Raw genomic sequence first — 25,399 nt, 5'->3', positions numbered from 1 at the left:
TTTTGCTTACTGACATTGGTTGATAAGTTGAATGATGGGCTAAACCGCAATACATATGCGCGTAGTAATTATTGGTGGCACAGGACATGTAGGTACCTATTTGGTTCCCCGATTGGTAGAGGCTGGTTATCAGGTAATTTGTATAAATCGCCAGCAAAAAAAGCCTTATCAACCGCACCCCGCCTGGGACCAGGTCCAGCTAATCAAAGCCGACCGTACGGAATTAGAACGCCAGGGAGAGTTTGGCCGTGTCGTTGCTGATTTAGCACCACAGATAGTCATTGACATGGTCTGTTTTCAGCCTGAGAGTGCTCGTCAACTCGTCGAATCGTTACAGGATGGGATTGAGCAGTATCTGTTCTGTGGCACGATGTGGGTATATGGGCATAGCATTGAGGTACCCACAGATGAAACGCACCCCCGTCAACCCATTGGCGAGTATGGTATTCGGAAAGCCGCAACAGAAAGCTATCTATTGCAACAGGTCGACCAGGAGCGATTCCCGACAACCGTACTGCATCCGGGGCATATTGTTGGGCCAGGCTGGCAACCAATCAATCCGGCAGGTAATCTCAATCCAGCCGTTTTTTCGCAACTGGCGAAGGGCGAAGAAGTGATGTTGCCAAACATTGGTATGGAAACGTTACACCATGTTCATGCCGACGATGTTGCCCAAGCGTTTATGCAGGCTATCTTACACCGCTCTCAGGCCATCGGAGAAAGTTTTAATGTTGTTTCCCCCAAGGCACTTACGTTACGAGGGTATGCGGAATCGATGGCAGCCTGGTTTGGGCAAAAAGCCCAGCTTCGGTACATGGCCTGGGACGATTTTCGTCACCAGGTTTCCCCTGAAGATGCTCGCCTGACCTGGGATCACATCGTTCACAGCCCGAATGGCAGTATTGAAAAAGCGCGTCGTTTAGTGAACTACAATCCCAAGTATTCCTCATTAGAAGCCATTCAGGAATCGCTACGCTGGCAAATGAATCAGAAAACGTAACATATTGGATAATAGGAATATCACTCGAATAGCCAGTCGATGGTTTTCTTATTTCCCGCCAGACCAGCATCCACGATGGGAATCTCCTGAGTGCCATCCATAAAGCCTAGTAGCAGACAGACGCCTTTACCCAGATTCAGGGTGTGCTGGCCGGGTTTAAACGAATACGCGTGAACATTGACTGGCGGCATTCCATCAACCAGAATGGCATTTGACATTTTGATTTCCGACTGACCGTAATCGTTGGCGCTGGCGTCCGTTTCCAGTTCGGGAGCGGGAAGGTAGTTCGAGCCCTTTTCGTTGAAAAAGCCAATCAGCAATTTCACAGGTTGAGAGGCCGTAAACGTCAGGCTGGTACGTTCCGATTGCTGTGTCGCTTTGGCGAATTTCAACCCTTTTAATTGCCTTAGTTCAGGTGCTACATCGCGGATCGTTGCGGACGTATCGGCAAAAACGGGTTGGCCTTTATCGATTGTATAGGTATCAATCTTTGGGCTTTGGAGCGTAACCGTTGCCGGTTTCAGCGGAACGGTTTGTTTGGCAACGGAATTGGAATTCGTTTTGAGTGAGTCAATTACGTGTTTGAATCGGTTCAATTCTTTTTGATAGACTGGTAGCATTTCCTCCCAGGTTTTATACGTACCGTTGACACCCCGCATCGGAATTTTGCGCTGCTGCGTCTGCATACTGTTGGCGTACAGATACGTATCCTTTGTGAGGTTTACTAAATCCGTAAAATGGTTTATACTACTTTCCAGCAGAGGCACTGCTTTCTCCAGTTCGCGAACATCTTTAGAATATTTATACCGCAACACGATTACCGCAGCCCGAGCTTTCTGAGCATAAAAATTGGCCAACGCATTCTGGCAATACACGTCATTTTTCAGCCGATCGAATTCGGCCTTGTCTTTTGTGACTGAACCAGACGCTTTCTCAATGGCGGCAACGGCTTTTTTACCATGTTCAATCACCTCATCGGCAATTTGCGGTGGGGTTTCGCCAATGTGTTTTTCCTGTTTGGACGCCTTTTCGGCATACTCGATAATCATTTCGCCCTCAGGTGCTTCTGATTCGTACATCAACGTGAAAAGGCCGTAACGAAATGGATTGATCAATTGAGTCATCAACATACCAAGCGTCAGCGTTTGGCGGTTGCCGTCGGTAATGCCATAGCGTCGTAGTAATTTAGGCTCGATCTCGCCGGCCTGCTCGTAAGCTTCAAGTACGTCTTTCCCTTGTTCAGTTGATAAGCCATATTTTTCGGCCAGTTGAGTTCCCCAGTACGATACTTCGGCAGGGCGATCCCGACCAGCTTTCCAGGCGTAACGCGCCCAGTTTTTGTACCAAATCCAGTCGCGGTCGAGCTGGAGTAGGCGAGGGGTGGTTTTGTCGGCAGTGTAAGGCCAATCCCAGTACGAAGCTTGTGGATACAGATGCAAGCCGTTAGCCCCGTAAATGCTGTGCATTGCCAATACCGACTTCTGAATAAAGTCGGCAGAGCCATAGCGGAAGGGCTCCAGATTCGCCAGAATATGGACATTCTCAATCTGTACGGTACCGATATTGCTTAATGTACGGTGTAAATCAGCCCATTTGCCGCGTGGCTCATAGGTCGTTAATGCTTCGCCGTTGAACTTCGCTTCAGTATATAAATTCTTGTAGATGGGCAGAGCCGCTTTCATCACGCGCGGAGCGTCTGTATCGTGCGCACGAAGCACAAGAGGTGGTTCGGTGGTTTGCCCGAGAGCTTTCAGCCCATCTTTTACGCCGGGAATAATAGTCTGCGTAAACCAATCGACATCGTCCTGACCAACACCTTCCATGGCTTCGCCCAGTGCAATCAGTAAGCCCACGTTTGGGTACTTTTCAACGAAGGCGGCAATCGATTTTCGGGTATAGTCGGCAATGAGAGGGACAATAGGGCGGTTACGATCCTGCGTCTTGATATGGTGGTGTTCGGCAAAGGGTTTCGAAACGATAATATTGTAGAACATCTGAATCACCCAGATACCCCGTTTATCGGCTTCTTCGGTTAAAAATCGAAACATTTCTTCATTCTTCCTGAACGTAGCGTCGTCGACTTCTACGGCGTATGGATATTCCTTCACTCGTACCAGCGACGCAAAGGGATGGCCGTTCCATAAATACAGTGAATTAAACCGGTTTTCGACCATCATATCCAGATACCTGATCCACAGCGCTTTGTCGTAAAGCCACGGAAATGTTTCGGGTGTGTACGGATATTCATACACATCTCGTCCGGGCAAATACGTCGGTTTCTGGACGCCGATACACGTACCACGCAGCACCATTTCAGGGCCATCAGTCAGATTAATGGTTTCGGGAAGTTTGCCAGTTTCTTTTATTCGTGACGCTAATTCCAGACAACCGTAGAGCGTACCTGATGGATCATTACCCAGAATAGACAGTGGCTTTTGCGCGTCTTTCTGAACAGAAAAAGCTTCCTTTTTTAGGTTATTCCCAGCTTTTAAACCTAAATGAATGACATAATCTCGATTAGGCGACGGAGTATTTTTTATAATACTTGTCTGATAGCCAACTGTTTGCAGGGTCTGCTTTAGTTTTTCTGCACCAAAATCAAGTCTGACATGGCTTTTAGCTGGGAGCACAATAGTGACAGACTGACTTTTTCTCGCCGTTTGTTGAGCGGCTATGGGAGAGGCCGCAAGAAGGATGTAGAGAAGCGAAACGCCGGTACGATAACGGTTCATAGTAAAGGTGAAAAGTCAGGAATCAGGACGTTTACAAACGTACAGGTTTAGTACAACCTGAATCTCCACCATTTTCTCTGAAAATTGTACAATGTTAGCGTAGCAAAATGAGATTGTTATTTCGGCCAATGAATGCTATTTCGGCCACTGGTTACCCTATATGTACTATTTGATCTCTATAGCCAACTGCCTTCCTTCGTCTAACGCTTTTTTGTCCAGGCCCGAACCCACGGCAATTCCGATGGCCATACCAATCGGTAAACCGATGCCCAAAAAGCCGATATTGCCAAGACTTAACCCAATTGCCACGCCAATGGGCAGGCCAAAAGCCGATATGCCAAGGGCTAACCAAAGTGTTCGATAGTAGTTTTTGGGAACGATTTTAAGCTCCTTTTCTACTAGTTTAATAATTTTCGTTTGCTTCTGTTTTATTGCTTTCTCGAATGCATTACCCGTGAGCGGTGTAGTGTTTAATTCGTTAACGTCCTGATTAATAGATTCAATGATGGGCTGAGTTAATTCCTTCTTTTTTAATTCGTTCAGAAGCCCTCCGAGCTGGATGTACATGGCCCGTAGTTTACTATCCGCTGCGAAATCCTGTCTTTCTTTTAGCTCATTAATTGTCATACAGGTATGATTATGTCAGGTGATCGTTGGTAAGTATTGGTTTACTTATTGGCTGGTTTCAATATCCTATTGGTAGCATCCTAATAGTTAAGGTTTGGTTATTTGCATAAGATAGGATAGTGGTATGATATTGGTGAAGAGTGGATGCTAAAATAATGATTTGCCAGTAACTGGTCTGTAAATAAGTTGGTTTAGTGGGCAGTTTTCTCTGTCGAACAGAATAAAATCCGGCCGTTTCAACAAAGTAATTTCCGACGTTTTAACAAAGTGACTCGTGACTCTTAGCCGGAAATTTGTCTCATAAAATTTCTCAAGATTATGACACAGACAAACACCGAAATATGGGTACTCGTAACGGGCGGCACTGGATTCGTTGGTGTAGAATGTATTCGGCAATTGTTGCAAAAAGGCTATAGCGTAAAAACGACACTCCGTTCGCTCAAGCGTAAGCAGGATGTGTTGGATATGCTCAAAGAGGGGGGCATTACGTCATTCAACAACCTGGTTTTCATCGAAGCCGATCTGACCAACGATGCGAATTGGAAGGAAGCCGTTAAGCATTGTACATACGTATTGCACGTAGCATCGCCAATTAGTCTGCGCGTTCCGAAAGATGAGGCCGAAATGATTCGACCAGCTGTAGATGGCGTGGTTCGCGTACTCAAAGCGGCACGGAATGCAGGGGTAAAACGAGTGGTATTGACATCCAACTTTGGCGCTGTCGGGTATAGTCATACCGATACGACTACGTTAATTACAGAGGAAAATTGGACGGATCCGGCCGAAAAAGGACTTTCTGCCTACAATAAATCGAAAGTATTGGCCGAACGGGCGGCCTGGGATTTTATGAACAGAGAAGGTGGGCGCCTGGAGCTGTCGGTTGTCAATCCGGTCGGTATCTTTGGCCCTTCGCTTGGCCCGGATTTGTCGAGTGGTTTTGAGTTACTGAAACGGGTGCTGGATGGTTCGATGAAGCGGGTTCCAAACATGACGCTGGGTATTGTTGATGTGCGGGACGTAGCCGATCTGCATATTCGAGCCATGGCTAGCCCAGCTGCAAAAGGGCAACGGTTTCTGGCAATTGCCGGCGACATTATGACTTTACCAGAAATTGCTCAACTGCTGAAAAATAAACTGGGCAACCGAATCAAAACCATTTCGACCCGTCGGCTACCCGATTGGGTGGTTCGTGTAGTCGCTTTAGTTAATCCAACGGCTAAAAATCTGGTACCAATGTTGAGTCGGTATCGGGATGCCAGCAACGCGAAAGCCAGAACCCTACTTGGTTGGAAGCCGCGTAGTAATGAAGAGGCATTGTTGGCAACGGCGGAGAGTTTGATGAAATTTGGGGCTCTAAAAAAGTAGATCCTGCCCTCGTATAACAATGAACAAGTATTCCATTCTGATAGCGTTGTTTTTTCTGGGATTGGTGCTTTCAGCCATTCATCCGCACGATTATTTTACGTGGATACTGGAAGTTGCACCAGCCATTATTGGCTTGATTGTTTTGATCGCTACGTTTCGGAAATTCAGATTTACCGATCTGGTCTATGTGTTAATACTTATTCATTGCTATATTTTGTTTGTCGGAGGACATTACACCTACGCCAAAGTGCCTCTTTTTGAGTGGATTAAAGACGTATTTCATCAAAATCGAAACAACTACGATAAGGTAGGCCATTTTGCTCAGGGCTTTATTCCTGCCAGTATTGCTCGAGAGTTGTTAATTCGTGAAAAAGTCGTTCAGACCAGAAACTGGCTTACTTTTTTGACGGTTTGTATTTGCGTGACAATCAGTGTATTGTACGAGTTTTTAGAATGGTTAGTGGCCGAACTTTCGGGAGAATCGGCCGAGTCCTTTTTAGGAACACAGGGGTACGTTTGGGACACGCAATCCGACATGTTATGCGCAACCATAGGGGCTACCTGCATGATTCTGTTCTTATCGAAAATTCAGGACAGGCAAATTCGGTCGATACGTGCGTAAATTAACGGAATGAGTTTCAAAAAATAGGATGAAAGCAACTGCCATCACTTCCTGCTACATAGGTCCCGAATTATCGCCTGAGCAGTTTATTTCGGAGCATTTTTTCCTTTACCTGGGAACCGGAAACATGACGGCTTATGACGGTAATAAGGAATATAAGCTTAAAGCGGGTGAATGTGGACTTGCCCGCCGAAACCATCTTGTTAAATACAATAAGCAACTCGTCGATGGAAAATTTGAAAAAATAGTTGTCGTATTTGATCAGAAGTTTCTAAAAGCGTTTCAGGAAGAATATAAGCTTCAGACAGACCTGAAAAAACCATCGGGAGGATTGATCAAATTGGAGAAGAACCCACTGGTTGATAATTACGTGCGGTCGCTGGATAGTTACTTAACCGACAGCGGGAAAATCGATCCTGTCTTTTTCGATATCAAACGGAAGGAATTGCTGTTGATTGTGTTAAGAAAGAATCCCGAACTTGCGAGTGTTTTCTTTGATTTCAGTGCTCCCGAAAAAATCGACCTGGAAGCCTATATGAATCGTAATTTTCGGTTCAACGTAACGCTGGACCGGTTTGCCTATTTGACCGGGCGCAGCCTGACGATTTTTAAGCAGGATTTTAAACGCATTTTTCAAGATACACCGAGCCACTGGCTGATGCAAAAGCGACTGCAGGAAGCTTATTTCTTACTGACCAAAAAAGAACGTAAAGTGTCTGATGTTTATCTGGAAGTGGGCTTCGAAAACCTGTCTCATTTTTCCTTTGCGTTTAAAAAGAAATTTGGATATAGTCCAACCAGCATACCCGAAGAATGGCTTGTTTAAGCCAGATAAAACCGAATGAATATAGCCACCAGAGATCAACCCGTACCGATTTACGCACTAGAGCACGATCCCGTTCTGGGAGACAAGCTATTTAGTATGGCCAACTTTAACGGGACGATGCCTCATCGTTCGGAACAGCTGATACCTCATCGCAAGGATTATTATCTGCTGGTGTTTGCTCGTCGGGGCAACAGCCGTCATTGGGTGGATATGACACCCTATGTTACCCGAGATAATACCTTCTATATCTTCGTGCCAAACCAACTGATTGTCAAAGAGGAACCTAAAGCCATGTGGGGTACGGCCATGGCGTTTACGGCCGACTTTCTGGCCTTACAGGAAAGTGCTGCTCTGAGTAAATTGCCCCTGATTCGCAATCCACAGAATGCGCACGAATTGAAGTTGGCAACTTCTGATATACAATTCATCGAAGACATCCTGGAAAAGATTTACAACGAGTACACCCACCCCGGCGAATGGCAACAACGTATGCTTATCGCCTACCTGACTGTGTTTGTGACCTACTTGAGCCGGCTTTATACGGAGCAGTTTGAGGGCGATTCACTTTCTACAGACAAACTATTGCTAAAGAAATACCAGGCTACGATTGAGGAAAACTTTCGCGAATTGCATCAGGTGAGCGAGTATGCCTCACTACTCAATGTGTCGGCCGGGTATCTGAGCGAAGTAGTGAAAGTGCAGAGCGGTCGACCGGCCATAGTGCACATTCATGAACGATTGGTACTGGAAGCCCGCCGTTTGCTATTTCATAGCCAGCAATCTCTGAAAGAAATTGCGTTTGACCTCGGTTTTTCGGATGCGTCGTATTTCAGTCGCTTCTTCAAACGGGAAACTGATCTGACTCCAGCGGAATATCGGGCCAGCAGCCGTGAAATGTACCAGTAATGCCGAAGAATGTGTTCGATCTGTGCATGAGGGATGCCGTAGTTTTGCCCCATCACAAACAGATGAACAATGAAAACAGTATTAATCACTGGTGCTAATAAAAGCATCGGTTTCGAAACAGCCCGTCAGTTAGTACAGAAAGGCTATTACGTATACCTCGGAAGCCGCGACTCTCAAAAAGGTCAGAAAGCCGTCGATCAATTACAATCGGAAGGCTTTGCCAAAATCGAGTCGATTACCATTGATGTTGATAATCTTGATTCCATAAAAACGGCACGGGAAACCCTGGGTCAGAAAACCGGCGTACTCGATGTATTGATTAATAACGCAGGAATCAGTGGCGGCTTCCCACAAACAGCAATCGATACCGACATCAATGTGTTCAAAAACGTCTTTGAAACCAATTTTTTTGGTGTAATCGAAACCACACAGGCTTTTATTGATTTATTGAAGCAATCATCGGAGCCGCGTATCGTCAACGTTACATCCGGCTTAGGTTCGCTAACCTTGCACAATGACCCCGACTGGAAATATTATTCTGTGAAAGGCGCTTGTTATACGGCTTCCAAAGCGGCTCTGAATGCGTATACGATTGTATTAGCCTACGAACTACGCGATACACCGTTTAAGGTGAATGTTGTCGATCCGGGTTATACGGCTACTGATTTCAATCATCACAGTGGCCCTGGTACCGTATCGGATGCAGCTGCAAGAGTCGTAAAAGCAGCCATGCTTGGTCCAGATGGTCCCACGAGTCAATTCTTCAGCGATGATAATGCTCCCGACACAGGGATTAGTCCCTGGTAGCACCCCGTTGCGATTTTGTTGTTGATCACATTGCCCTGAGAACGCTAATCAATCGTTTTCACAGGGCGATGTTTTTGTTTTGATTCAAATACTAAGTCGGTATGGGGAGGAGCCTATAATGGCTATCAGTTTAGGTACTGTGTAGTACTAGTTGCTAGGTCAGCTTGTAAATAAATTCGTCTATTTCTGCTTGCCGTGCGTTGGCAAAACCTTTATCCAGGCCAATTTTCACAAAACCGCATTTTCCTAAAACGTTTTGCGAACCTACATTGTCAAACGCAACTCGGCCAAAAATTGGTCTTGTGTTTTCAAGCGCCAGAAAATTTCCAAGTGCGGTTGTTGCAATTCCATTTCCCCAATACTTTCTATCGATCCAATACGTAATTTCAGCGTTTCCTACCAGCTCAAATTTTGCCACACTACCCACCACTGTTTTATTAATAAAAATGGTCTTCATGTGTATGGCCGGGTCATTCAGGAATTTTGTAAACTTCTCAAAATAGGCTTCTTTATCGGTTGGATCTTTTGACGTGAAAGCAGCTAAATAGTTTGCCTCTTTGTCGAGTTGAAATTGAAATAAATGGGCTAAGTCAGCATATTCAGTTGGCCTAAGTTCGAGCTGCAAATTCTGTAACATGAGAATACGTAGACGGTTTTTTACATTGCGTGCCAATGCTCAAATATACACAACTTCATTGCGTCAATAGGACCATTTTTGTAGTTGAAATGATGTATATCATTTTCGGTCTGATACTCTCTTTCTGATTCTGCTAAGGGATTGATTTTTTATGCCTAAAAAGGAGGCAATGTGATAAGAATGTACCCGCTGAACAATCGTAGGATGTTGCTTTACTAGATTCAGATACCTGTTTTCATGAGTCAGAAACAACAATTCTTCAGTCCTGCCTTGCGACTGGTGGAAGAAATGTTCGGCCAGCAGCCTGCCGAATTTTTCCCAGCATTTATGGGTGTCGTATAGCTGCTGCAAATCGCTATAACGGATGTAAAGAATTTGTGATTCTTCCAGCGCTTCTATGTGATACACACAGGGATATTGATAGAGAAAGCTGCGAAACGAAACAACAAACTGATCTTCCGAAAAAAAGAACATATTTTTCTCTTCATTACTGGCTTCATCGTAATAAAATACCCGGAAAATACCTTTTACGACGATCCCCAAATCGCGGCAAACAACGTTTTGTTTGTTGTAAAAATCATGCTTCACAATCGTGCGATCCCGCCAAAAGGGCAAACTCACCGATATATCGTCATCGGTGAGTCCGGCAAAATTGCCCAACACTTTTTGTAGTAATGGTAGTTTGTCCAACGTTTATTCCTTTTTCAATCGAAGTATCTCATCCAGGTAAAAATAAACAATCTGGATTGGCTCTCGTCGCCCGTTTACCTCATTGAGTGGTGCTCAACCAGTTGATTATTCAGATTTCGCTGCCTAAAGAACTGATATACCGACCCGATTACAAAGAAGCCAAAAAGAACAAGCAACGACCGAACAAGAAAAGGGTCAGACGGGCTTGTAATGAGCGGATGGCCTATCGGGACGCGGCTAAATGTTTCGTTGACCGTAGGTATCAGCGACAGAAAAAAACTGAATGACATACAAAAGTTTTCGACATAGCGGGCCTGGTTGCTACCCTTCTTTTTGGTGTATAGAAAGAAAGCTATCCCAATCAACACGATGATAAACAGGGCAAATACGTGCCCAGCATTAAAACCGCCATGTTTGGATATACCCAGTGAGGTTAACGACGTAACGATGGTTGTCCAGAAATAAATTTGCCCGGCTCCGATGCCCAGGTCTATTTTACCTTTTCGGATAAACGATACAATGGCCGCTACAACAGCGATAAGTCCAATGACGGTATGAAAGATACCCAATGGTGATAAGTGCATGATGCTTGATTTTTTCTGCAAATCTTTGCCTAAAAACCAGCAACATTTTTCACTTAAGTTAATAAATGAGACGTTGAGTCAGAAAATTCAGTTAAACGAAGCCCGAAACTCCAGGGGGGATTGATTTGTCTTGCTTTTAAAGAGCTTACTGAATGATTGCGAATGCTCAAAGCCCAGTTCGTAGGCGATTTCACTGACCGATAAATCCGTTGTTGATAGTTTTTCTTTTGCCTTATCGATCAGCTTGTTATGAATATATTGCTGGGTATTTTGCCCGATCAGCGAACGGAGTAGATCGCTTAAGTAGGTGGGTGAAATCGCCAGTTGCTCGGCTAAATACTGGACGGTTGGTAACCCTTTTTGTAACGAGTTTTCGCTACGAAAATAGTTGTCCGTTACTTCTTCCAGTTTCTGCAATAGCGTACTGTTCACTGATTTTCGGGTAATGAACTGACGCTTGTAAAAACGTTGGGCGTAGTTGAGCAATAACTCAATTTGCGAAATGATCACATCTTGACTGAAATCATCTATTCGACTGTTCAGCTCGTCTTCGATCATTCTGAAAATAGAAAGAATGGTTGCTTTTTCGCTTTCGGAGAGGTGGAGGGCTTCATGCACCGCATACGAGAAAAAACCGTACTGCTTTATCGTTTTGGCCAGTGGATAACCGAGCAGGAAATCAGGATGGAACAATAGTCCGTATTGCGAACAGGCTCCCGTAGAGCTATCATCGTCGCCTTGGCTCCCAATGAGTTGGTTTGGCGAAGCGAACAGTAAACCGCCTTCGTCAAAATCGTAATAATCCTGTCCGTATTTCAGACTACCACTGAGTTTTGGTCGATAGGAGATTTTATAGAAGTTCAGTACATGCGTACCTGTCAACGCACTCGACCGAACCGAATTCTCTTCAGCATTTAAAAAACTGATCAGCGGATGCTTAGGTTTGGGCAAACCCAATGCCCGGTGTGCTTCCGTTATCGAATCGAATTTATAATGAATAGACTCTTCTTTTTTCATGATCAACGTATTTTAACACCAATAATCGATAGTCAACGTGTCGATTATTGGTGCATTGTCTACGACAAGATGATTCTTACTTCGAATCGCCCTGGGCTGAGTTGGAAACTTCTTCCCAGGCTTCCCAGGTGGCCAGTCGTTCGGCAAAAGCCGTTCGAACTGAGGAAAGATTGTGGCTTCCGAGGAAGAACCGAAGCGGTGGATTTTCGGCATCGACAACCTTAAAAAGCGCCTGCGGTGTGACTTCCGGATTACCTCGTTCCAGACCGCGCAAGCCATTCATAAAGTTTGTTTTAAAATCGGTATACACATCCAGTGATGAGGCAAACTTCAGCGACTCCTGACTGCCAAACTCCGTAGCATAGGCTCCCGGTTCAATAATCGTTACGTTAATGCCGAAATCTTTCACTTCGGTAGCCAAACTTTCGTGGATAGCTTCAAACGCCCATTTCGACGAACAGTAGTAACCTATCACAGGAAGCGTGACCTGGCCAAGATTGCTGGATACACCAACTATATGACCACCAGCCTGTTGACGAAGTAAAGGCAAGGCAGCCTTAATAACCGATAATGCGCCAAATACGTTGGTTTCGTACATGGCTTTCACCTCATCGTTACTGGCTTCTTCAATCGTACCAACCAGCGAATAGCCCGCGTTATTAAGAATAATGTCCAACTTCCCGAAGTGAGCGTGTGCCTGATTTACAACTGCTTTCACCTGATCAGGATTGGTTACGTCGAGTTCTAGCGGCAGTACGTTGTCGCCGTATTTTTCGGCGAGGTCGGTAAGGCTCGATAGCTTTCGGGCTGTAGCCGCTACTTTATCGCCACGTTGTAGGGCGGCCTCTGTCCAAACGCGTCCGAACCCTCGTGAGGCCCCGGTAATAAACCATATTTTGCGCGATATAGCCGGTTCTGAAGTAGCACCAGCTGTAGAAGATTCAAGTTGATCAATCATATTTTTAAAATACTTATTGGTAGGCCAAAGGTCGGGCTCTGTTACCCGGCAAGTGTAGTCAAATTGAGGAGTCTTGTAGTCAAAATGAGAAAGCCGAAATGCCCGGTAGACTTATTGCCAACCATTGACTATCCGTTAGTTCGTCCCAATAAATTTTCGTCATATAACACAGAATTTGTAATGTTTGTCGAATTCGATCGTCTTTGTCTGGATACCAACCCCGAATCGGATGAACTGGCTACGATTGAACGCATTACTTCTTACGTTGATGACAACTTGCCCATTGGCGCAAACTAGTCAGTTAACCGCCCAAACCGTTGACAAAAATCAACGACCGTCGAGCCGGACGCTAACAATTCAGCAGAAACAGGCAGATTTTGACGTCCTTAGAAGCGCGCTTAAGGAGGCTCATGGCGGCCTGTATCGCTTCACGGATAGTACAGTTCTGAATCAGCGATTTGATCAGTATCGCAGCCAACTGCCTTTCGTAAAAGATCAGGTAGGGTTTATCTCGCTCTTGTCAGCCATGCTTGCTGAGGTTCGGGATGGGCATATGCGGCTTGAATATGATGGTACAACCAATGAGCAACTAAGCAATGCCCGTCTATTTCCATTCCGGACCATCCTCGAAGGAGAGAAGCTCATGGTCGCTTATAACGAAACGCCTGACAATACGACCGTTATTCCAGGAATGGAGATTCTGAGCATCAATGGACGCAAAACCTCGGCGTTAGTTGGGGAAATTCTTGCCAGAATTTCAGGTGACGGATTTATTCAGACAGGCAAAAAAAGACGTTTTGAACGCAGTTTCGCCCAAAACTATTGGTTATTCATTGACCAGTCAGCTGAATTTACCATGATTGTGAAGGATAAAGCGGGGAAAGAAACGACGGTTACCGTTTCCGGTGTGCCCACTAGCGAACGAGTTACGAATCGGACCGCGAATCGGGTGAATGAGCTGATGATAAAGTCCGCCAATCAACTCGACGTATCGAAGGAAAACATAGCTGTACGCTTTGCCGATGATAAGAAAATCGCTGGTATCCGGATCAGAGGGTTTGATGGGCAACAGTTTGTAGCAACACTTGACAGCGTATTTCTACACTTGAAAAATGAGAAAACAAAAGCGTTGATTCTCGACCTGCGTGGAAATGGGGGAGGAGTGGATGAGTATGGTGCAGCGCTGGTTTCGCAGTTTACCGACAAACCATTCCGATATTTTGATCGAATCCACTTAACATCGATTGCGCCTTCCTTTGCCACCTGGAAGCCACGAACGTTTGAGACTCTTCGTAAGCAGACCGTACCTGATCCTAAGGGTGGTTATTTAGTAACGACGGCTATGCATTCTGGTGTCGGTGAACAACAACCTGCCAAAAATCCATTTTTGGGTAAAGTTATTGTCCTGATGGACGGTGGCACGTTCTCGACCTCGGCCGATGTGACAGCAACGCTGAGAAAATTGACGAATGCCGCTTTTATCGGTGAAGAAAGTGGCGGAACCGCCGAGGGCAATACCTCTGGCCTCAATGCCCTGATCAAATTACCGAATTCAGAACTGGGGCTCAAGATTCAAATGTTTGGCTACTGGAATGCGCTGGTGGTTCGGGAAAAGGGGAGAGGAACACTGCCTGATTACCCAGTAGAAACCCGAATTGCCGATTTACTGGAAGGTCAGGACAAACAATGGCTACAGGCAGTATCCCTCGCTCGCAGGGCAATAAAGTAATAAATCTATTTAGCCGTATGTTATTTACCGGGTAATCACCAGATCATATTTCGTCAGGAGGCCGGGTAAACTATGGATGGAAAACCGGGCTTTTTTTACTTTATTTTCCTCAGGATTGATTTCCAGATTATACGAACTAGCGAAATCGGCCTGCGTCAGATTATTGTCTTCAAATCGGGTCAGTTCCAGATTACAGTGCTTAAACACGGTGCCGGTCAGATCACATTTCAGGAAGAAAGCTTCTTTTATTGAGCAATCCGTAAACTGCGCTTTCTTTAGTTTTCGATTCAGAAAAACCGCATGATCCAACTGGCATTCCTGAAAATTCGTATGGAAACCAAACGGATCGCAAGGGCCAAAATCGACGTGCACCAGTTGGCAATTGACAAATGTTACATCGTAAAGCTTGGTGTTTTTCAGTTCTGCTTTCGTCAGATTGCAGCCCTCAAATCGACAGTTGATAAAACTTGCATTCGACAAGGCCACGCGCGACAGATCCTGTTTCCGAAACGTACACTGTTCAAATTCCTGACCGAGCAATAGGTCAATTACTAAATCATGTTGATCAAAAACCTGATTGTAATACTCCATTATTTCGTTCCTAAACGGCTACCGGGGCCTTAATCGCTGGATACGGATTGTAGTTTTCGAGCGTAAAATCCTCGTATTTGAAATCAAAAACCGACTTCACAGCTGGATTCAGGCGCATTGTTGGCAATGGGCGTGGTTCACGGGCGAGCTGCGTCTCTACCTGCTCTAGATGATTCAGATACAGGTGTGTATCACCTCCCGTCCAGACGAATTCATGCGCTGTGTAACCACATTCCTGCGCAATCATCATTGTCAATAATGCATAGCTGGCAATATTGAATGGTACACCTAAAAAGACGTCGGCGCTTCGCTGATAAAGCTGGCAGGAGAGTTTTCCATCGGCCACGTAGAATTGCATCAGTAGGTGGCAAGGCGGCAGCGCCATGTTGGGTACGTCAGCGGGATTCCAGGCTGAAATAATCATTCGCCGTGAATCGGGCGTGCGTTTTAATTGATTCAGTACATCCTGCAATTGGTCGATCACTCGTCCATCGGGTGCGGCCCAGCTTCGCCATTGTTTGCCGTATACCGGACCCAAATCTCCATTTTCGTCTGCCCATTCGTCCCATATTGATACACCATTCTCCTTCAGATACGTGATATTGGTATCCCCTTTAATGAACCACAGTAATTCATGGATAATGGATTTCGTATGTACTTTTTTGGTGGTCAGAAGTGGAAACCCGTCTTCCAGATTGAAACGCATCTGATAGCCAAAAACGCTGATGGTGCCCGTCCCTGTTCGGTCGGTTTTGCGGGTGCCATGCTCGAGAATATGGCGCAGGAGGTCGTGATATTGTTGCATAATCAAAATTCGTAAGTCGAACGTCAGCAACCAACTTTTAGGCAAAAAATAAACCCATCGACCGTTTTGGCAGATGGGTTTAGAAAGTGATGAGGAAGGTTTACACCTGAGCTTTTTTCATGCAGCAGGCATGACTGCTACCTTTTTCGCAGGTCGATGATTTCGCTTTCTTCACTTTTTTCTCTTTATGCGTGTCAACAGCATACGATACTGCCGTAAGGGAGGTCAGCAGAGCCAGACCGAGTAGGGCTTTTTTCATAGTAGGCACAGTTAATAGGTTAAAATTCAGTAACGTATAATTCTGGATTTTATGCAAAAACCACGCCATTCCATTTTTACTAAACCTAAAAGGTTTCTAAAACCTTTTAGGTTTATGCCTGAATCTCAAACGAATACGTAATATCGGCTGTTGGGCGAAGTTGCGCCGTTGCTGAGCAGTACTTATCCATCGACAGATCAATCGCCCGTTTTACTTTATCGGCGTCCAATTGGCCTTTGAGCAGGTAGGTAATGTGGATTTTTTTAAACGGAGCAGGAGTCGCGTTTTTCAATCGTACCCCATCCACTTTCAACCGAAAATCTTCGATAACCTGCTTCTGCTTTTTGAGAATCAAAATGACATCTATAGCCGAACAACCTGCCAGTCCCATCAACAACATTTCCATAGGTCGTGCTCCTGCATTATGCCCGCCAATATCTTCAGCTGCATCGATATGTTGCGCGACGCCCGACATTCCAACGGCTTCAAAATGAAAGCCATCGTCGACGCGTACCAGTTCAACCTGCATTGTCTTAAACTCCTGATCGGTTTCAACCGGCTGTGAATCAAGCATTGTCTTTTTTGCGTTTATAGGAAAGAATACGTATTTTCACTGACTCAAACGACAACAACCATGTCCGAAAAATTCACCGACGACCTCTTCGATCTTAAAAACGACCGGCGGCTGAGTGTGTATTTATATCGGGCCGGCTTCGGAGCCTGGCTCCTTTATATTATATCGGGCGCCCGGTTCATGCAGTCGGTGAGTATGTACCGAACAGATTTCGGCGTCTTCTCGTTCTTTCTGATGGTCATGGGTTTGTCGGCCTCCATGATTTATGATTATTACCATCATCCGGCTGAGTTCGCCCAGAAGAAAAAGTGGCTGATTGTTAGCTATGTAATACTAGCTGGCTTAGTTTATTTCTTCATTCTTCACAACGAATCCGTACCATTCGAGCATCTGTTCGGGCAGGGTTTGTTTTGAGGCAAGTATCTGTTAAAGCTATATATTTATAGGCTTTTGTCATGCTGATGCAGGAAGCATCTTAATATTTCTTTACCTATAAGTGTATAGGCATTAAAATGCTTCCTGCGTCAGCAGGACAAAAAATTAGTATTACACTCTCAATATTCACTTTCCGATCTTAGCAATCACTCGCTGGTAACGAGTTAGCTGCGGAGTTCCAGAGTCTGTTACTTCCAGAATTAGGTGAATCGTTTTTCCGGCAGTTGCGTCCGTCGGAACGGTAAATGAGGCCTTTGGGCTAGTTTCGTTCTGGATAGCTACTTTTCCGGGATAGGTTCCTACTTCTTCGTATTGCCACCATCGGTAATGCAATGTATTCCCATCAGGATCGATTGCTGACCCATTCACAGTAATTGTAGCGCCCGGTTTTACCGTCAGATTGGCCGGATGCGCCAGCTTGACAGTTGGTGCATGGTTCGCTTCTTTATTGCTTTTTACGCACCAGTCTGCACGGGCAGCGAAGTCGTTTTGAAGTACAGGAATCCAGCGCGTTTGTGGATAGGCGGCTTCCTGCTTTTTGGTGTAGGGATCGTAGTCAGTTACGGTTTTACCATCTTCCCAGCGGTATGGATTGGTTGCCGACTGCACCATCCGACCACCCCAACCGCCGTACGAAACATCTTCCATGCTCCGCAGACCAACATCGACTAGGTAAAAAAAAGCGGGTGAATCGCCTTCAGAAATGAAATCATATTGACTACGATTGTATTTTTTGGCTTCCTCCATGTTGCCGTGCGTATGCTCAGGATCGCCGGGAAGCTTCTGCCCATCACCCCACAGATAATATGATTCCAGCAATGGGCCGTGATTGAATTTGATATTTTCAGCAAACCACTTACCGTCCAGATATGTCTGTAATTCGGAGGGAACGACGCGCGGCCACAGGTATGCGAAACTCCAGAACTGGTCGGAATTATACAAAACTTTGATCTTCGGCCAATTGGGAGCTACGTACTTTTTGTAAGTAGCGTCCTGATCCAGAACGGCATAGATGATCGCTTTGTCGGATACTTTCCTTGAGACAGCGTCCCAATTGGGTTTGCCCTTGTACTCATCCTCAATGGATTTGAGCGCCCTGGCGACCGTATTGGTACCGCCCCATATTTGCAGATAAACCGGATTTGGGTTGTTATCAAGTAAGATCTTTTTGATGAAATCTGATCCTTGGGTATCCGTATTCATTTCTCCCTCAAAATCGATATTGCCAATCCGGATCAGACTTTTCAGGTGTTCAGGCGTTGGGTATCCTTTTGCATTTTTGGCCAGATTTGGATACACCTTCGCATACTTATCAATGTATGTTTCCATCCAGGTCGTACCTGGCCAACGTAGTTCCGTACGCTCGCCATATCGCTTCGCAGTACTGGCCATTTCAGACGTAAATTTCGTCCCCTTGCCGTCGCCTTTATAATGCCATTGCGAACTACTATATATCAGGCCGACAATATCAAACTCGTTGGCATACAGCAGTAATCGAATAAACGTATCGACGTCATCTACTTCGCCATCGGTCGTGACAATCGTGCGGGGTTTGGCTTTCGTCGCACTCGATGGTTGGGCTATTAACGGTTGAATCAGCAGAAGTTGTAAAGAAAAAAGCAGCGCGTACGGTTTCATAGGTCGGTTTAATTTTAGGTACAGGAATTTATGGGCGATTCGAACGAATGGCAGATTGCCAACCAGCGTAGGCTTCTTTCGTTAACACTTGATTTTCAGTAGGTGAAACGACCGATTTCTCTTCATTCAGTTGTTTTATATGATCCAGATCGTTAAAAATGCCTGTTTTTAAGCCCGCCAGATAAGCGGTACCCAAAGCCGATACATCAGCCATAGATCGATTGACGACGGACTTTTGCAACAAATCAGCCAGGAATTGCAACACAAACCCATTCGATGTCAGACCGCCGTTCACCATCAATTCGGCCAGCGTAATCCCGGTGTCCTGCTCCATGGCTACAATAACGTCTTTGATCTGATAAGGAATCGATTCAAGGGCAGCCCGAACAACGTGGTTCTTCGTTGATCCGAATGTCAATCCCGAAATAGATGCTTTTCGAGACATTTCCCAGTGGGGTGCACCTAATCCGCTGAACGCCGGAATAATATACACCCCACCATTGTCAGAAACCGACGTTGCCATCACCTCCGTTTCTCGACTTTCAGCGAACAGATTCAAACTGTTTTTCAGCCATTCGATGGTAGCGCCACAAGTAACGATGACTCCTTCTAACGCATAATCGACACGCTCTTCCGTACTCCAGCAAATTGTCGTTACCATGCCGTGCTGCGATGGTGTAGGCTTATCGCCAATGTCCATCATGATCGAGCAGCCTGTTCCCAAAGTGGCTTTGGCAGTTCCCGGTGCGAAACAACCTTCGCCAAAAGCCGCTGCGTGGGAGTCGCCTATCAGGCTGGTAATGGGCAGGTTATGATCGAATAAGCCGTTGAAATTCGATTCGCCAAACAGGGCCGAGGACGGTTTCAAATCAGGTAAATTCAGTCTCGACAGGCCAAACCTAGCGAGTAGTTCCTGATCCCAACTTAGCGTTTGCAGATTGAAGAACAGCGTTCGTGAGGCATTTGTGTGATCTGTAAAGTAGCACGTTCCGTTAGTCAGTTTGTAAAGTAGCCACGTATCGACGGTTCCGAAATACGCTTTGCCTGCGTCAATCGCTTTCCGGACTTTTTCAACGTTTTCGTGCAGCCAGATGAGTTTCGTTCCTGAAAAATATGGATCAATAAACAGGCCCGTTTTCGCCAGAATGATTTCTGATAATCCTTCAGCTTTTAATCGTTCACAAACGGTAATCGAGCGTTTGCACTGCCATACAATAGCGTTATGCAACGGTACTCCTGCTTCGTCCCAGATGATAAATGTTTCACGCTGATTAGAAATGCCACAAGCACTAACTGCCTGTAAGTCTCCTCCTTGTGCGGCAAAATCACCAAGGCATTTTCCAACGGAAATCAATACGTTTCGAAGAAGCTCTTCAGGGTCCTGCTCAACGTATCCATCACCAAAGTAATGCGTTGTTAACGGCTCGGAACCTCGCGCAACTGCTTTCCCCGTATGATCAAACAATAGCGTTTTGGTGCTGCTAGTGCCCTGATCGATGGCAAGAATATAGGACGTACTCATAAGGGTTGATACCGGATTCGCGTTCGCTATTAGTTAGGGAAGTACCTCAACAATCACTCGTTTATAGCGGGTTAGAGCGGGCGTTCCTTTGTCGGTTACTTTCAGAATGAAATGAATGGTTTGCGCTTTCTCGACGGTCGGGGCCGTTACGGGTACATCATACAAATTCGATGCATACGGTCGAAAGCTGACCAGTTGCGGATAGGTGCCCGCTTCGGGATACTGAAACCAGAGATAACTCATCGAATCGCCGTCAGGGTCCGTTGTTCCGGCGGCATTCAGGTGAAACTGCTCACCCGATTTTACCGTCAACTTATCTGAATGTGCCAGCTTTGGCACAGGTGGATGATTGGCCTGCGGATACGCTTTTGTACACCAGGCCATACGTGCGGCAAAGTCATTCTGAAAATCCTGACGCCACCGCCAGATGGTTGTAAAGATGCTCTTGGGGGCAGTTGGCTCCGCAGGTTCCATGTACGATTTACGAGGTAATGCACCAGCAAACAACGAATCGGAAGCATTCGTCCAGATCGGGCGCGTTTCGGGTTCGTCAGGTGGGGCTCCGGCGGGTCCAAAACGCCTTGGTGTTGTTGGAAACGCAGGTTTTTCCAGGATATATCGACCTCCCCAGCCACCATAATCGGGGCGCTCAGGCGTATTTAGTCCATTAGGAACTAGGCCTAGAAAGGCGGGGGTATCGCCTTCCATGCCGTACGCGACATCGGGATAAGCCGCTCCCAGTGGTCCGTGTCCCTGCTGAATATTTTTCGCCAGCCAGTCACTACTAATGAACTCAGGATGTGTGCCCTTCTCCGTAGTATTAATCCCCCGCCAGGTTGCCTGCTCATAACTATACCCCGGACTACACACGTAAAAAACAGATGGAAACGTTTTGCGAAGCCACGGCCCCGAATCATCCTGATCCGAAATCGTATACACGCGCAACTTTCGATACAGTTTCTCCGCCTGTTCAGCCGAACGCGTCTTTTTTATCTTCCAGAGCGCCTGCGCCAATGTATTCGGCCCTCCCCAAATGGGCACCCAGAGTGGCCGGTCGTCAGGTTTATCCAATAATCGGATAATCCATTCCGAACCTTCCGAATCGTGCCCTTCTCCAACGCCACCCATACCATAAACAGGTAAGCCTTTTTTAATCAGCGTTTTCAGCGCTTGTGCTGTCGGGAAGTTCGCTTCGTGTTTTAGCAGATTCGGCTGGACTTTTCCATAGGCATCCACAATGCTGTGAATGGTTTCGGGCGCAACCCGTGTTTTTTGATGAATAGACGTAGTGGCAATGATTCCTTCAATATCCCACTGATTCGCGTACAATAGCAACCGAACCAGCGATTGCGAATCATCAGGATCAGCTTCAATATCGGTCAACACCACCATCCGGAGTTTTCGCTCTTTCGAGGTAATGGGTGTTTGGGCCAAACCAATAGCCCAAACGAATAGCCCAATGAGTGCCAGAATAAGTTGGGAACGAATATGACGTTTGTTTACCCCTACATCCTTCGAAAGGAAACTACTATGCATTTGAATAACGTCCCCTTTAGGAGGTTTCGGGGTGAAGCGACGCGAAAAAAGCATACTAAACAGGTTCATTATCAGCAACTGTTTATCCGTTTTATCAATCAATATTTTCTGAACTCTATCGCAATGGTTTAACGGAGATCTCTTTAAAAAAAACTACATCGTCCTTGCCGTGATTCTGCAGGCCGATGTAACCCGTTGCTGGTCGAAGACCTCGATACGGTTCAAAATCGAATTTGCGAGGGGGGACAGGATCGCCTTCTTTGTAGTCAGTCACTTTAACGCCATTGACAAAAACGATGGTGCGGGGGCCATCCAATGTAATATCCATCGTGTTCCATTCAGGGCCGGGTTTTCCGGGTTTCGCGAGGGGTTTCGATAGTGAATATAAGGTGCCTGTTACGTGATAATCGTCTTCGTTGGATGTTTCGGGGGTATTGTCAATCTGTACTTCGTAGCCGTAATGAACCGGCATCCATTCTTCACGAGGTTCTACAGGTATTCTAATATAAACCCCTGAATTACTGTTCTTTTTCTCCATTCGATAGACTACCCGAATCGTACAGTTACCGAATTCCTCTTTCGTATAATACAAAAGCCCCATACCACCATGCCCCCGAATTTGGCCATTTTCGACAGACATACTTCCTTTCCCGACATGTTTCCAGCCTGTCAGATTAGTACCGTTAAACAATTTCCGCCAATTGCCTTCTGTAGTGGATTTGGGGGGGTGTGGCGGTCGCGCAAAGGCAAATGAATTTGACAAAAAAGTAATTGCAGAAAGGCTAAAAAAGCAAAGTGCCAGCAATCTGTTTCGAGTAAGTAGGTTCGTTGTAGTCATTGCAACAAATAGACGAAGAATTAGGGGGTTGTCGACTAAATAGGTGAGTAAGACGAATTCTACTACTCATTCTTGGCATTTGCTTTATCGATAATGACCGCCAGTAGAATGACAAACCCTTTCACAACCTGTTGCCAGAATGGTGATACGTTGAGCAACACCAGCCCATTGTTCAGCACCCCGATGATAATGGCTCCCTGCACCGTACCGAGAATACTCCCCCGTCCGCCCGACAGTGACGTTCCGCCAATAACCACGGCTGCAATTGAATCGAGTTCGTAACTAATCCCCGCGTTTGGCTGAGCCGAATCCAGTCGCGACGTAACGATTAATCCGCCTACAGCTGCCAGTCCACCGGCGATGCTGTATACTGCCAATTTGATTTTGTTGATGTTAACACCGGAAAGTCGGGCCGCACTTTCGCTGCCACCGATGGCATAGATATAGCGCCCTAATCGGGTTTTATTTGTGATTAGTACAGCAAGGGCAACGATAATTCCCGACACCCAGACTGGTACGGGAATCCCTATAAACCAGCCCGTTCCAAGAAATGTAAATGACTCGCCTAAGCCTGTAATCGGGAAACCCTCGGTCCAGAGCATAGTCAGTCCACGGGCAATGGTCAGCATAGCCAATGTCGCCACGAACGGCGGAAGAGAAAATCGGGTAATTGCCCAGCCGTTGAACCAACCTAATCCAGAGCCAACCAGGATGCCCGCCAGCATAGCCCCTAACAAAGTAAACCCAACAAAGAGATTGGCCGAGGGCAGTTCAATGCCATTACGCAGCAACCCCGCTGTAATAGCCCCCGACAACGCCAGCACCGAACCCACCGACAGATCAATACCGGCTGTGAGTACGACAAGTGTCATGCCCGTCGAAATGCAGACGTTGACGGAAATCTGCCGCAAAACATTCCAGAAATTAGCGACGGTCAGGAATTTATCCGACATCAGGCTGATGCCCAGGCACAGAACGAACAGAGCAATCAGCGATTGGAATCTTGTCAGAAAAGGTCGGTACGAAGTTGCGGTTAGTTGCATAGGTATTCGATTTTCTGCTTCCTGGGTCTGTGTCCTCACAGACCTCTCTTGCGAATGATTTAAATATGCTTTCGCAAAGGTGACCTGTGAGGACACAGGCCACGGAAACGGTCAATATTCACTTATTAATTTTGGAATAGCAGCTTTTAAAATAACATCTTCCGAAGCTTCTTCTATCGGAATCTCGGCGGTTAGAACTCCTTCGCTCATGACCAGAATTCGGTCAGAAATAGCCAGAATTTCGGGTAGTTCGGATGAAACGATGAGAATACCCATACCCTCATCGGCCAGTTGCAGAATCAGCTTATAGATTTCGTTTTTGGCGTTGACGTCAATACCGCGCGTTGGTTCGTCGAGCATGAGCAGTTTCGGATTCGTCGCCAGCCATTTCGATAGCACGATTTTCTGCTGATTCCCACCACTCAGATTTTTGGCTGTCTGCTTTTCCGACGAGGTTTTTATTCGTAAATCCGAAATGTATTTTTTTGCCAAAGCGGTCTCCTTCGCTTTATTCAGCAACCCTCCCTGTTCAATCGTTTCGAGCGCGGTCAGGCTGATGTTGGTTTGCACATCCATACCTAGCACCAAACCATCCTTTTTGCGATCTTCCGGAACGAGGGCCAAGCCTAACGTAATGGCATTGACAGGCGCTTTCAACGCTAGTGCTTGTCCATCCAGATGCACCGAGCCACTGATCCGTTTCGGATGCAGGCCAAACAGACTTTCCAGTAGTTCGGTGCGTCCGGCGCCCATCAACCCGAAAATGCCAACGATTTCACCCCGGTCAACCCTAAACGATATGTTTTTCAGTTGATTGTCCTGCGTTCGAACGGGGTGCTTCAGACACAGATTTTCAATGTTTAATAAGGTTTCATTCGGGCGACCAATCGCTTTTCGTCGGATGCTGGAAATATCTCTACCCACCATTTTTCGAATCAGCATATCGTGATCAATGCCCTGCATGTTACCGGATTCGATGGACCTCCCATCTCGTAGCACAACGTAGCGGTCGGCAATCGTAAACAATTCGTCGAGTTTGTGCGAGATGTAAACAATCGCCTTATTCTCGCGTCGAAGGTCATTAATGATCTCGAATAAAATAGCTACCTCGCTTTCGGTAATGGCCGATGTCGGTTCATCCATAATAATTACTTCCGACTCAACTAGTAGTGCTTTTGCAATCTCAACAACCTGTTGCTGACCGACTTTTAGCTCTACAACCAATGTGTCGGGATCAATGGGCAACCTGAGTCGGTCGAGTAATTCACGGGTTTTCGCTTGCATCGCTTTCCGGTCGAGCGTACCCCAGCGTGTGGTGATTTCGCGGCCCAGAAAGATATTTTCGGTAATACTCAGATACGGAATCAGATTCAACTCCTGGTGAATGATCGCTATGCCACAAGCCTGCGCATCGCGGATGGAGTGGAAACGAACGGGTTCTCCATTAAAGCGAATTTGCCCATCGTAATCCGGGTAAACGCCCGACAGAATTTTCATCAACGTGGATTTCCCCGCGCCGTTTTCGCCAATCACTGCCGTTACCTTTCCCGCCAGAAATTCTAGGCAAACGCTATCCAGCGCCGTTACGCCCGCGAATCGTTTAGTGATATTTTCTGCGACTAACATGGGATGGGTTTTATGTGGGTCGGTTTCTTAAA

General features: G+C 46.2%; 25 protein-coding genes. 8 read left to right on the top strand and 17 right to left on the bottom strand.

Annotated elements, in window-relative coordinates:
- Window positions 1-55 precede the first annotated feature (55 nt).
- Window positions 56-1,000, top strand: coding sequence for an NAD-dependent epimerase/dehydratase family protein (locus ACYVE4_RS09800; protein WP_461039450.1), 945 nt, complete (start codon window positions 56-58; stop codon window positions 998-1,000).
- Between the two features lie 20 nt (window positions 1,001-1,020).
- Here ACYVE4_RS09800 and ACYVE4_RS09795 read toward each other — a convergent pair whose 3' ends face one another.
- Window positions 1,021-3,732: an alpha-d-galacturonidase gene (locus tag ACYVE4_RS09795; RefSeq protein ID WP_461039449.1), complete on the bottom strand. Its 2,712-nt coding sequence runs from the start codon at window positions 3,730-3,732 to the stop codon at window positions 1,021-1,023.
- Between the two features lie 165 nt (window positions 3,733-3,897).
- Entirely contained in the window at window positions 3,898-4,359 is a 462-nt protein-coding gene (locus tag ACYVE4_RS09790) for a hypothetical protein (RefSeq protein WP_461039448.1), read from the bottom strand.
- A 318-nt stretch (window positions 4,360-4,677) separates the two neighbouring features.
- Between ACYVE4_RS09790 and ACYVE4_RS09785 the strand changes: the two genes are divergently transcribed.
- The 5 genes from ACYVE4_RS09785 to ACYVE4_RS09765 all read left to right on the top strand — a co-directional run bounded on the left by ACYVE4_RS09785 (window position 4,678) and on the right by ACYVE4_RS09765 (window position 8,885).
- Window positions 4,678-5,724 carry an SDR family oxidoreductase gene (locus ACYVE4_RS09785; RefSeq protein ID WP_461039447.1) on the top strand — a complete coding sequence of 349 codons (1,047 nt, stop codon included), beginning with the start codon at window positions 4,678-4,680 and terminating at the stop codon, window positions 5,722-5,724.
- Window positions 5,725-5,743: 19 nt separating this feature from the next.
- Window positions 5,744-6,346 carry a DUF2238 domain-containing protein gene (locus ACYVE4_RS09780; protein WP_461039445.1) on the top strand — a complete coding sequence of 201 codons (603 nt, stop codon included), beginning with the start codon at window positions 5,744-5,746 and terminating at the stop codon, window positions 6,344-6,346.
- A gap of 28 nt (window positions 6,347-6,374) precedes the next feature.
- A complete protein-coding gene (locus tag ACYVE4_RS09775; protein ID WP_461039444.1) occupies window positions 6,375-7,172 on the top strand; it encodes a helix-turn-helix domain-containing protein in 798 nt (265 codons plus the stop codon).
- Window positions 7,173-7,187: 15 nt separating this feature from the next.
- Window positions 7,188-8,078 carry a helix-turn-helix domain-containing protein gene (locus tag ACYVE4_RS09770; protein WP_461039442.1) on the top strand — a complete coding sequence of 297 codons (891 nt, stop codon included), beginning with the start codon at window positions 7,188-7,190 and terminating at the stop codon, window positions 8,076-8,078.
- Between the two features lie 69 nt (window positions 8,079-8,147).
- Window positions 8,148-8,885 (top strand): SDR family oxidoreductase, encoded by a 738-nt coding sequence (locus tag ACYVE4_RS09765; RefSeq protein WP_461039440.1) that lies wholly within the window; start codon window positions 8,148-8,150, stop codon window positions 8,883-8,885.
- A gap of 154 nt (window positions 8,886-9,039) precedes the next feature.
- Here the strand turns inward: ACYVE4_RS09765 and ACYVE4_RS09760 are convergent, their stop codons facing one another.
- The 5 genes from ACYVE4_RS09760 to ACYVE4_RS09740 form a co-directional block, all read right to left on the bottom strand.
- Window positions 9,040-9,522: a GNAT family N-acetyltransferase gene (locus ACYVE4_RS09760; protein WP_461039438.1), complete on the bottom strand. Its 483-nt coding sequence runs from the start codon at window positions 9,520-9,522 to the stop codon at window positions 9,040-9,042.
- Between the two features lie 99 nt (window positions 9,523-9,621).
- A complete protein-coding gene (locus tag ACYVE4_RS09755) occupies window positions 9,622-10,212 on the bottom strand; it encodes a Crp/Fnr family transcriptional regulator (protein WP_461039436.1) in 591 nt (196 codons plus the stop codon).
- Window positions 10,213-10,286: 74 nt separating this feature from the next.
- Complete coding sequence (locus ACYVE4_RS09750; RefSeq protein ID WP_461039435.1) at window positions 10,287-10,796, bottom strand: hypothetical protein; 510 nt, start codon at window positions 10,794-10,796, stop codon at window positions 10,287-10,289.
- Between the two features lie 87 nt (window positions 10,797-10,883).
- Window positions 10,884-11,813 (bottom strand): helix-turn-helix domain-containing protein, encoded by a 930-nt coding sequence (locus ACYVE4_RS09745; RefSeq protein WP_461039433.1) that lies wholly within the window; start codon window positions 11,811-11,813, stop codon window positions 10,884-10,886.
- Window positions 11,814-11,889: 76 nt separating this feature from the next.
- A complete protein-coding gene (locus ACYVE4_RS09740) occupies window positions 11,890-12,771 on the bottom strand; it encodes an SDR family NAD(P)-dependent oxidoreductase (RefSeq protein WP_461039431.1) in 882 nt (293 codons plus the stop codon).
- Between the two features lie 229 nt (window positions 12,772-13,000).
- On the opposite strand from ACYVE4_RS09740, the gene ACYVE4_RS09735 reads away from it, so the two are divergent.
- Window positions 13,001-14,500 (top strand): S41 family peptidase, encoded by a 1,500-nt coding sequence (locus ACYVE4_RS09735; protein ID WP_461039430.1) that lies wholly within the window; start codon window positions 13,001-13,003, stop codon window positions 14,498-14,500.
- 24 nt (window positions 14,501-14,524) lie between these two features.
- On the opposite strand, the gene ACYVE4_RS09730 is transcribed toward ACYVE4_RS09735, so the two are convergent.
- The 4 genes from ACYVE4_RS09730 to ACYVE4_RS09715 form a co-directional block, all read right to left on the bottom strand.
- The gene (locus tag ACYVE4_RS09730) at window positions 14,525-15,091 is read right to left on the bottom strand and encodes a pentapeptide repeat-containing protein (protein WP_461039428.1); all 567 of its coding nucleotides are present in this window, start codon (window positions 15,089-15,091) and stop codon (window positions 14,525-14,527) included.
- A gap of 10 nt (window positions 15,092-15,101) precedes the next feature.
- The gene (locus ACYVE4_RS09725) at window positions 15,102-15,896 is read right to left on the bottom strand and encodes a thymidylate synthase (protein ID WP_461039426.1); all 795 of its coding nucleotides are present in this window, start codon (window positions 15,894-15,896) and stop codon (window positions 15,102-15,104) included.
- A 100-nt stretch (window positions 15,897-15,996) separates the two neighbouring features.
- Window positions 15,997-16,155 carry a hypothetical protein gene (locus ACYVE4_RS09720; RefSeq protein ID WP_461039425.1) on the bottom strand — a complete coding sequence of 53 codons (159 nt, stop codon included), beginning with the start codon at window positions 16,153-16,155 and terminating at the stop codon, window positions 15,997-15,999.
- 112 nt (window positions 16,156-16,267) lie between these two features.
- Window positions 16,268-16,729 carry an OsmC family protein gene (locus ACYVE4_RS09715; RefSeq protein ID WP_461039424.1) on the bottom strand — a complete coding sequence of 154 codons (462 nt, stop codon included), beginning with the start codon at window positions 16,727-16,729 and terminating at the stop codon, window positions 16,268-16,270.
- A gap of 60 nt (window positions 16,730-16,789) precedes the next feature.
- Between ACYVE4_RS09715 and ACYVE4_RS09710 the strand changes: the two genes are divergently transcribed.
- Complete coding sequence (locus tag ACYVE4_RS09710; RefSeq protein ID WP_461039422.1) at window positions 16,790-17,143, top strand: hypothetical protein; 354 nt, start codon at window positions 16,790-16,792, stop codon at window positions 17,141-17,143.
- A gap of 147 nt (window positions 17,144-17,290) precedes the next feature.
- Here ACYVE4_RS09710 and ACYVE4_RS09705 read toward each other — a convergent pair whose 3' ends face one another.
- The 6 genes from ACYVE4_RS09705 to ACYVE4_RS09680 all read right to left on the bottom strand — a co-directional run bounded on the left by ACYVE4_RS09705 (window position 17,291) and on the right by ACYVE4_RS09680 (window position 25,367).
- Window positions 17,291-18,802: a DUF1593 domain-containing protein gene (locus ACYVE4_RS09705; protein ID WP_461039420.1), complete on the bottom strand. Its 1,512-nt coding sequence runs from the start codon at window positions 18,800-18,802 to the stop codon at window positions 17,291-17,293.
- Between the two features lie 28 nt (window positions 18,803-18,830).
- Window positions 18,831-20,324, bottom strand: coding sequence for an FGGY family carbohydrate kinase (locus tag ACYVE4_RS09700; protein ID WP_461039418.1), 1,494 nt, complete (start codon window positions 20,322-20,324; stop codon window positions 18,831-18,833).
- Window positions 20,325-20,357: 33 nt separating this feature from the next.
- Window positions 20,358-21,929 (bottom strand): DUF1593 domain-containing protein, encoded by a 1,572-nt coding sequence (locus ACYVE4_RS09695; protein WP_461039417.1) that lies wholly within the window; start codon window positions 21,927-21,929, stop codon window positions 20,358-20,360.
- A gap of 46 nt (window positions 21,930-21,975) precedes the next feature.
- A complete protein-coding gene (locus tag ACYVE4_RS09690; protein ID WP_461039415.1) occupies window positions 21,976-22,623 on the bottom strand; it encodes a 3-keto-disaccharide hydrolase in 648 nt (215 codons plus the stop codon).
- Between the two features lie 137 nt (window positions 22,624-22,760).
- Complete coding sequence (locus ACYVE4_RS09685; protein ID WP_461039413.1) at window positions 22,761-23,741, bottom strand: ABC transporter permease; 981 nt, start codon at window positions 23,739-23,741, stop codon at window positions 22,761-22,763.
- A gap of 111 nt (window positions 23,742-23,852) precedes the next feature.
- Window positions 23,853-25,367 carry a sugar ABC transporter ATP-binding protein gene (locus ACYVE4_RS09680; RefSeq protein ID WP_461039412.1) on the bottom strand — a complete coding sequence of 505 codons (1,515 nt, stop codon included), beginning with the start codon at window positions 25,365-25,367 and terminating at the stop codon, window positions 23,853-23,855.
- Window positions 25,368-25,399: the final 32 nt, after the last annotated feature.

This window comes from Spirosoma harenae (genome assembly GCF_054776975.1).
This window is presented reverse-complemented; position numbering and strand designations above follow the sequence as displayed.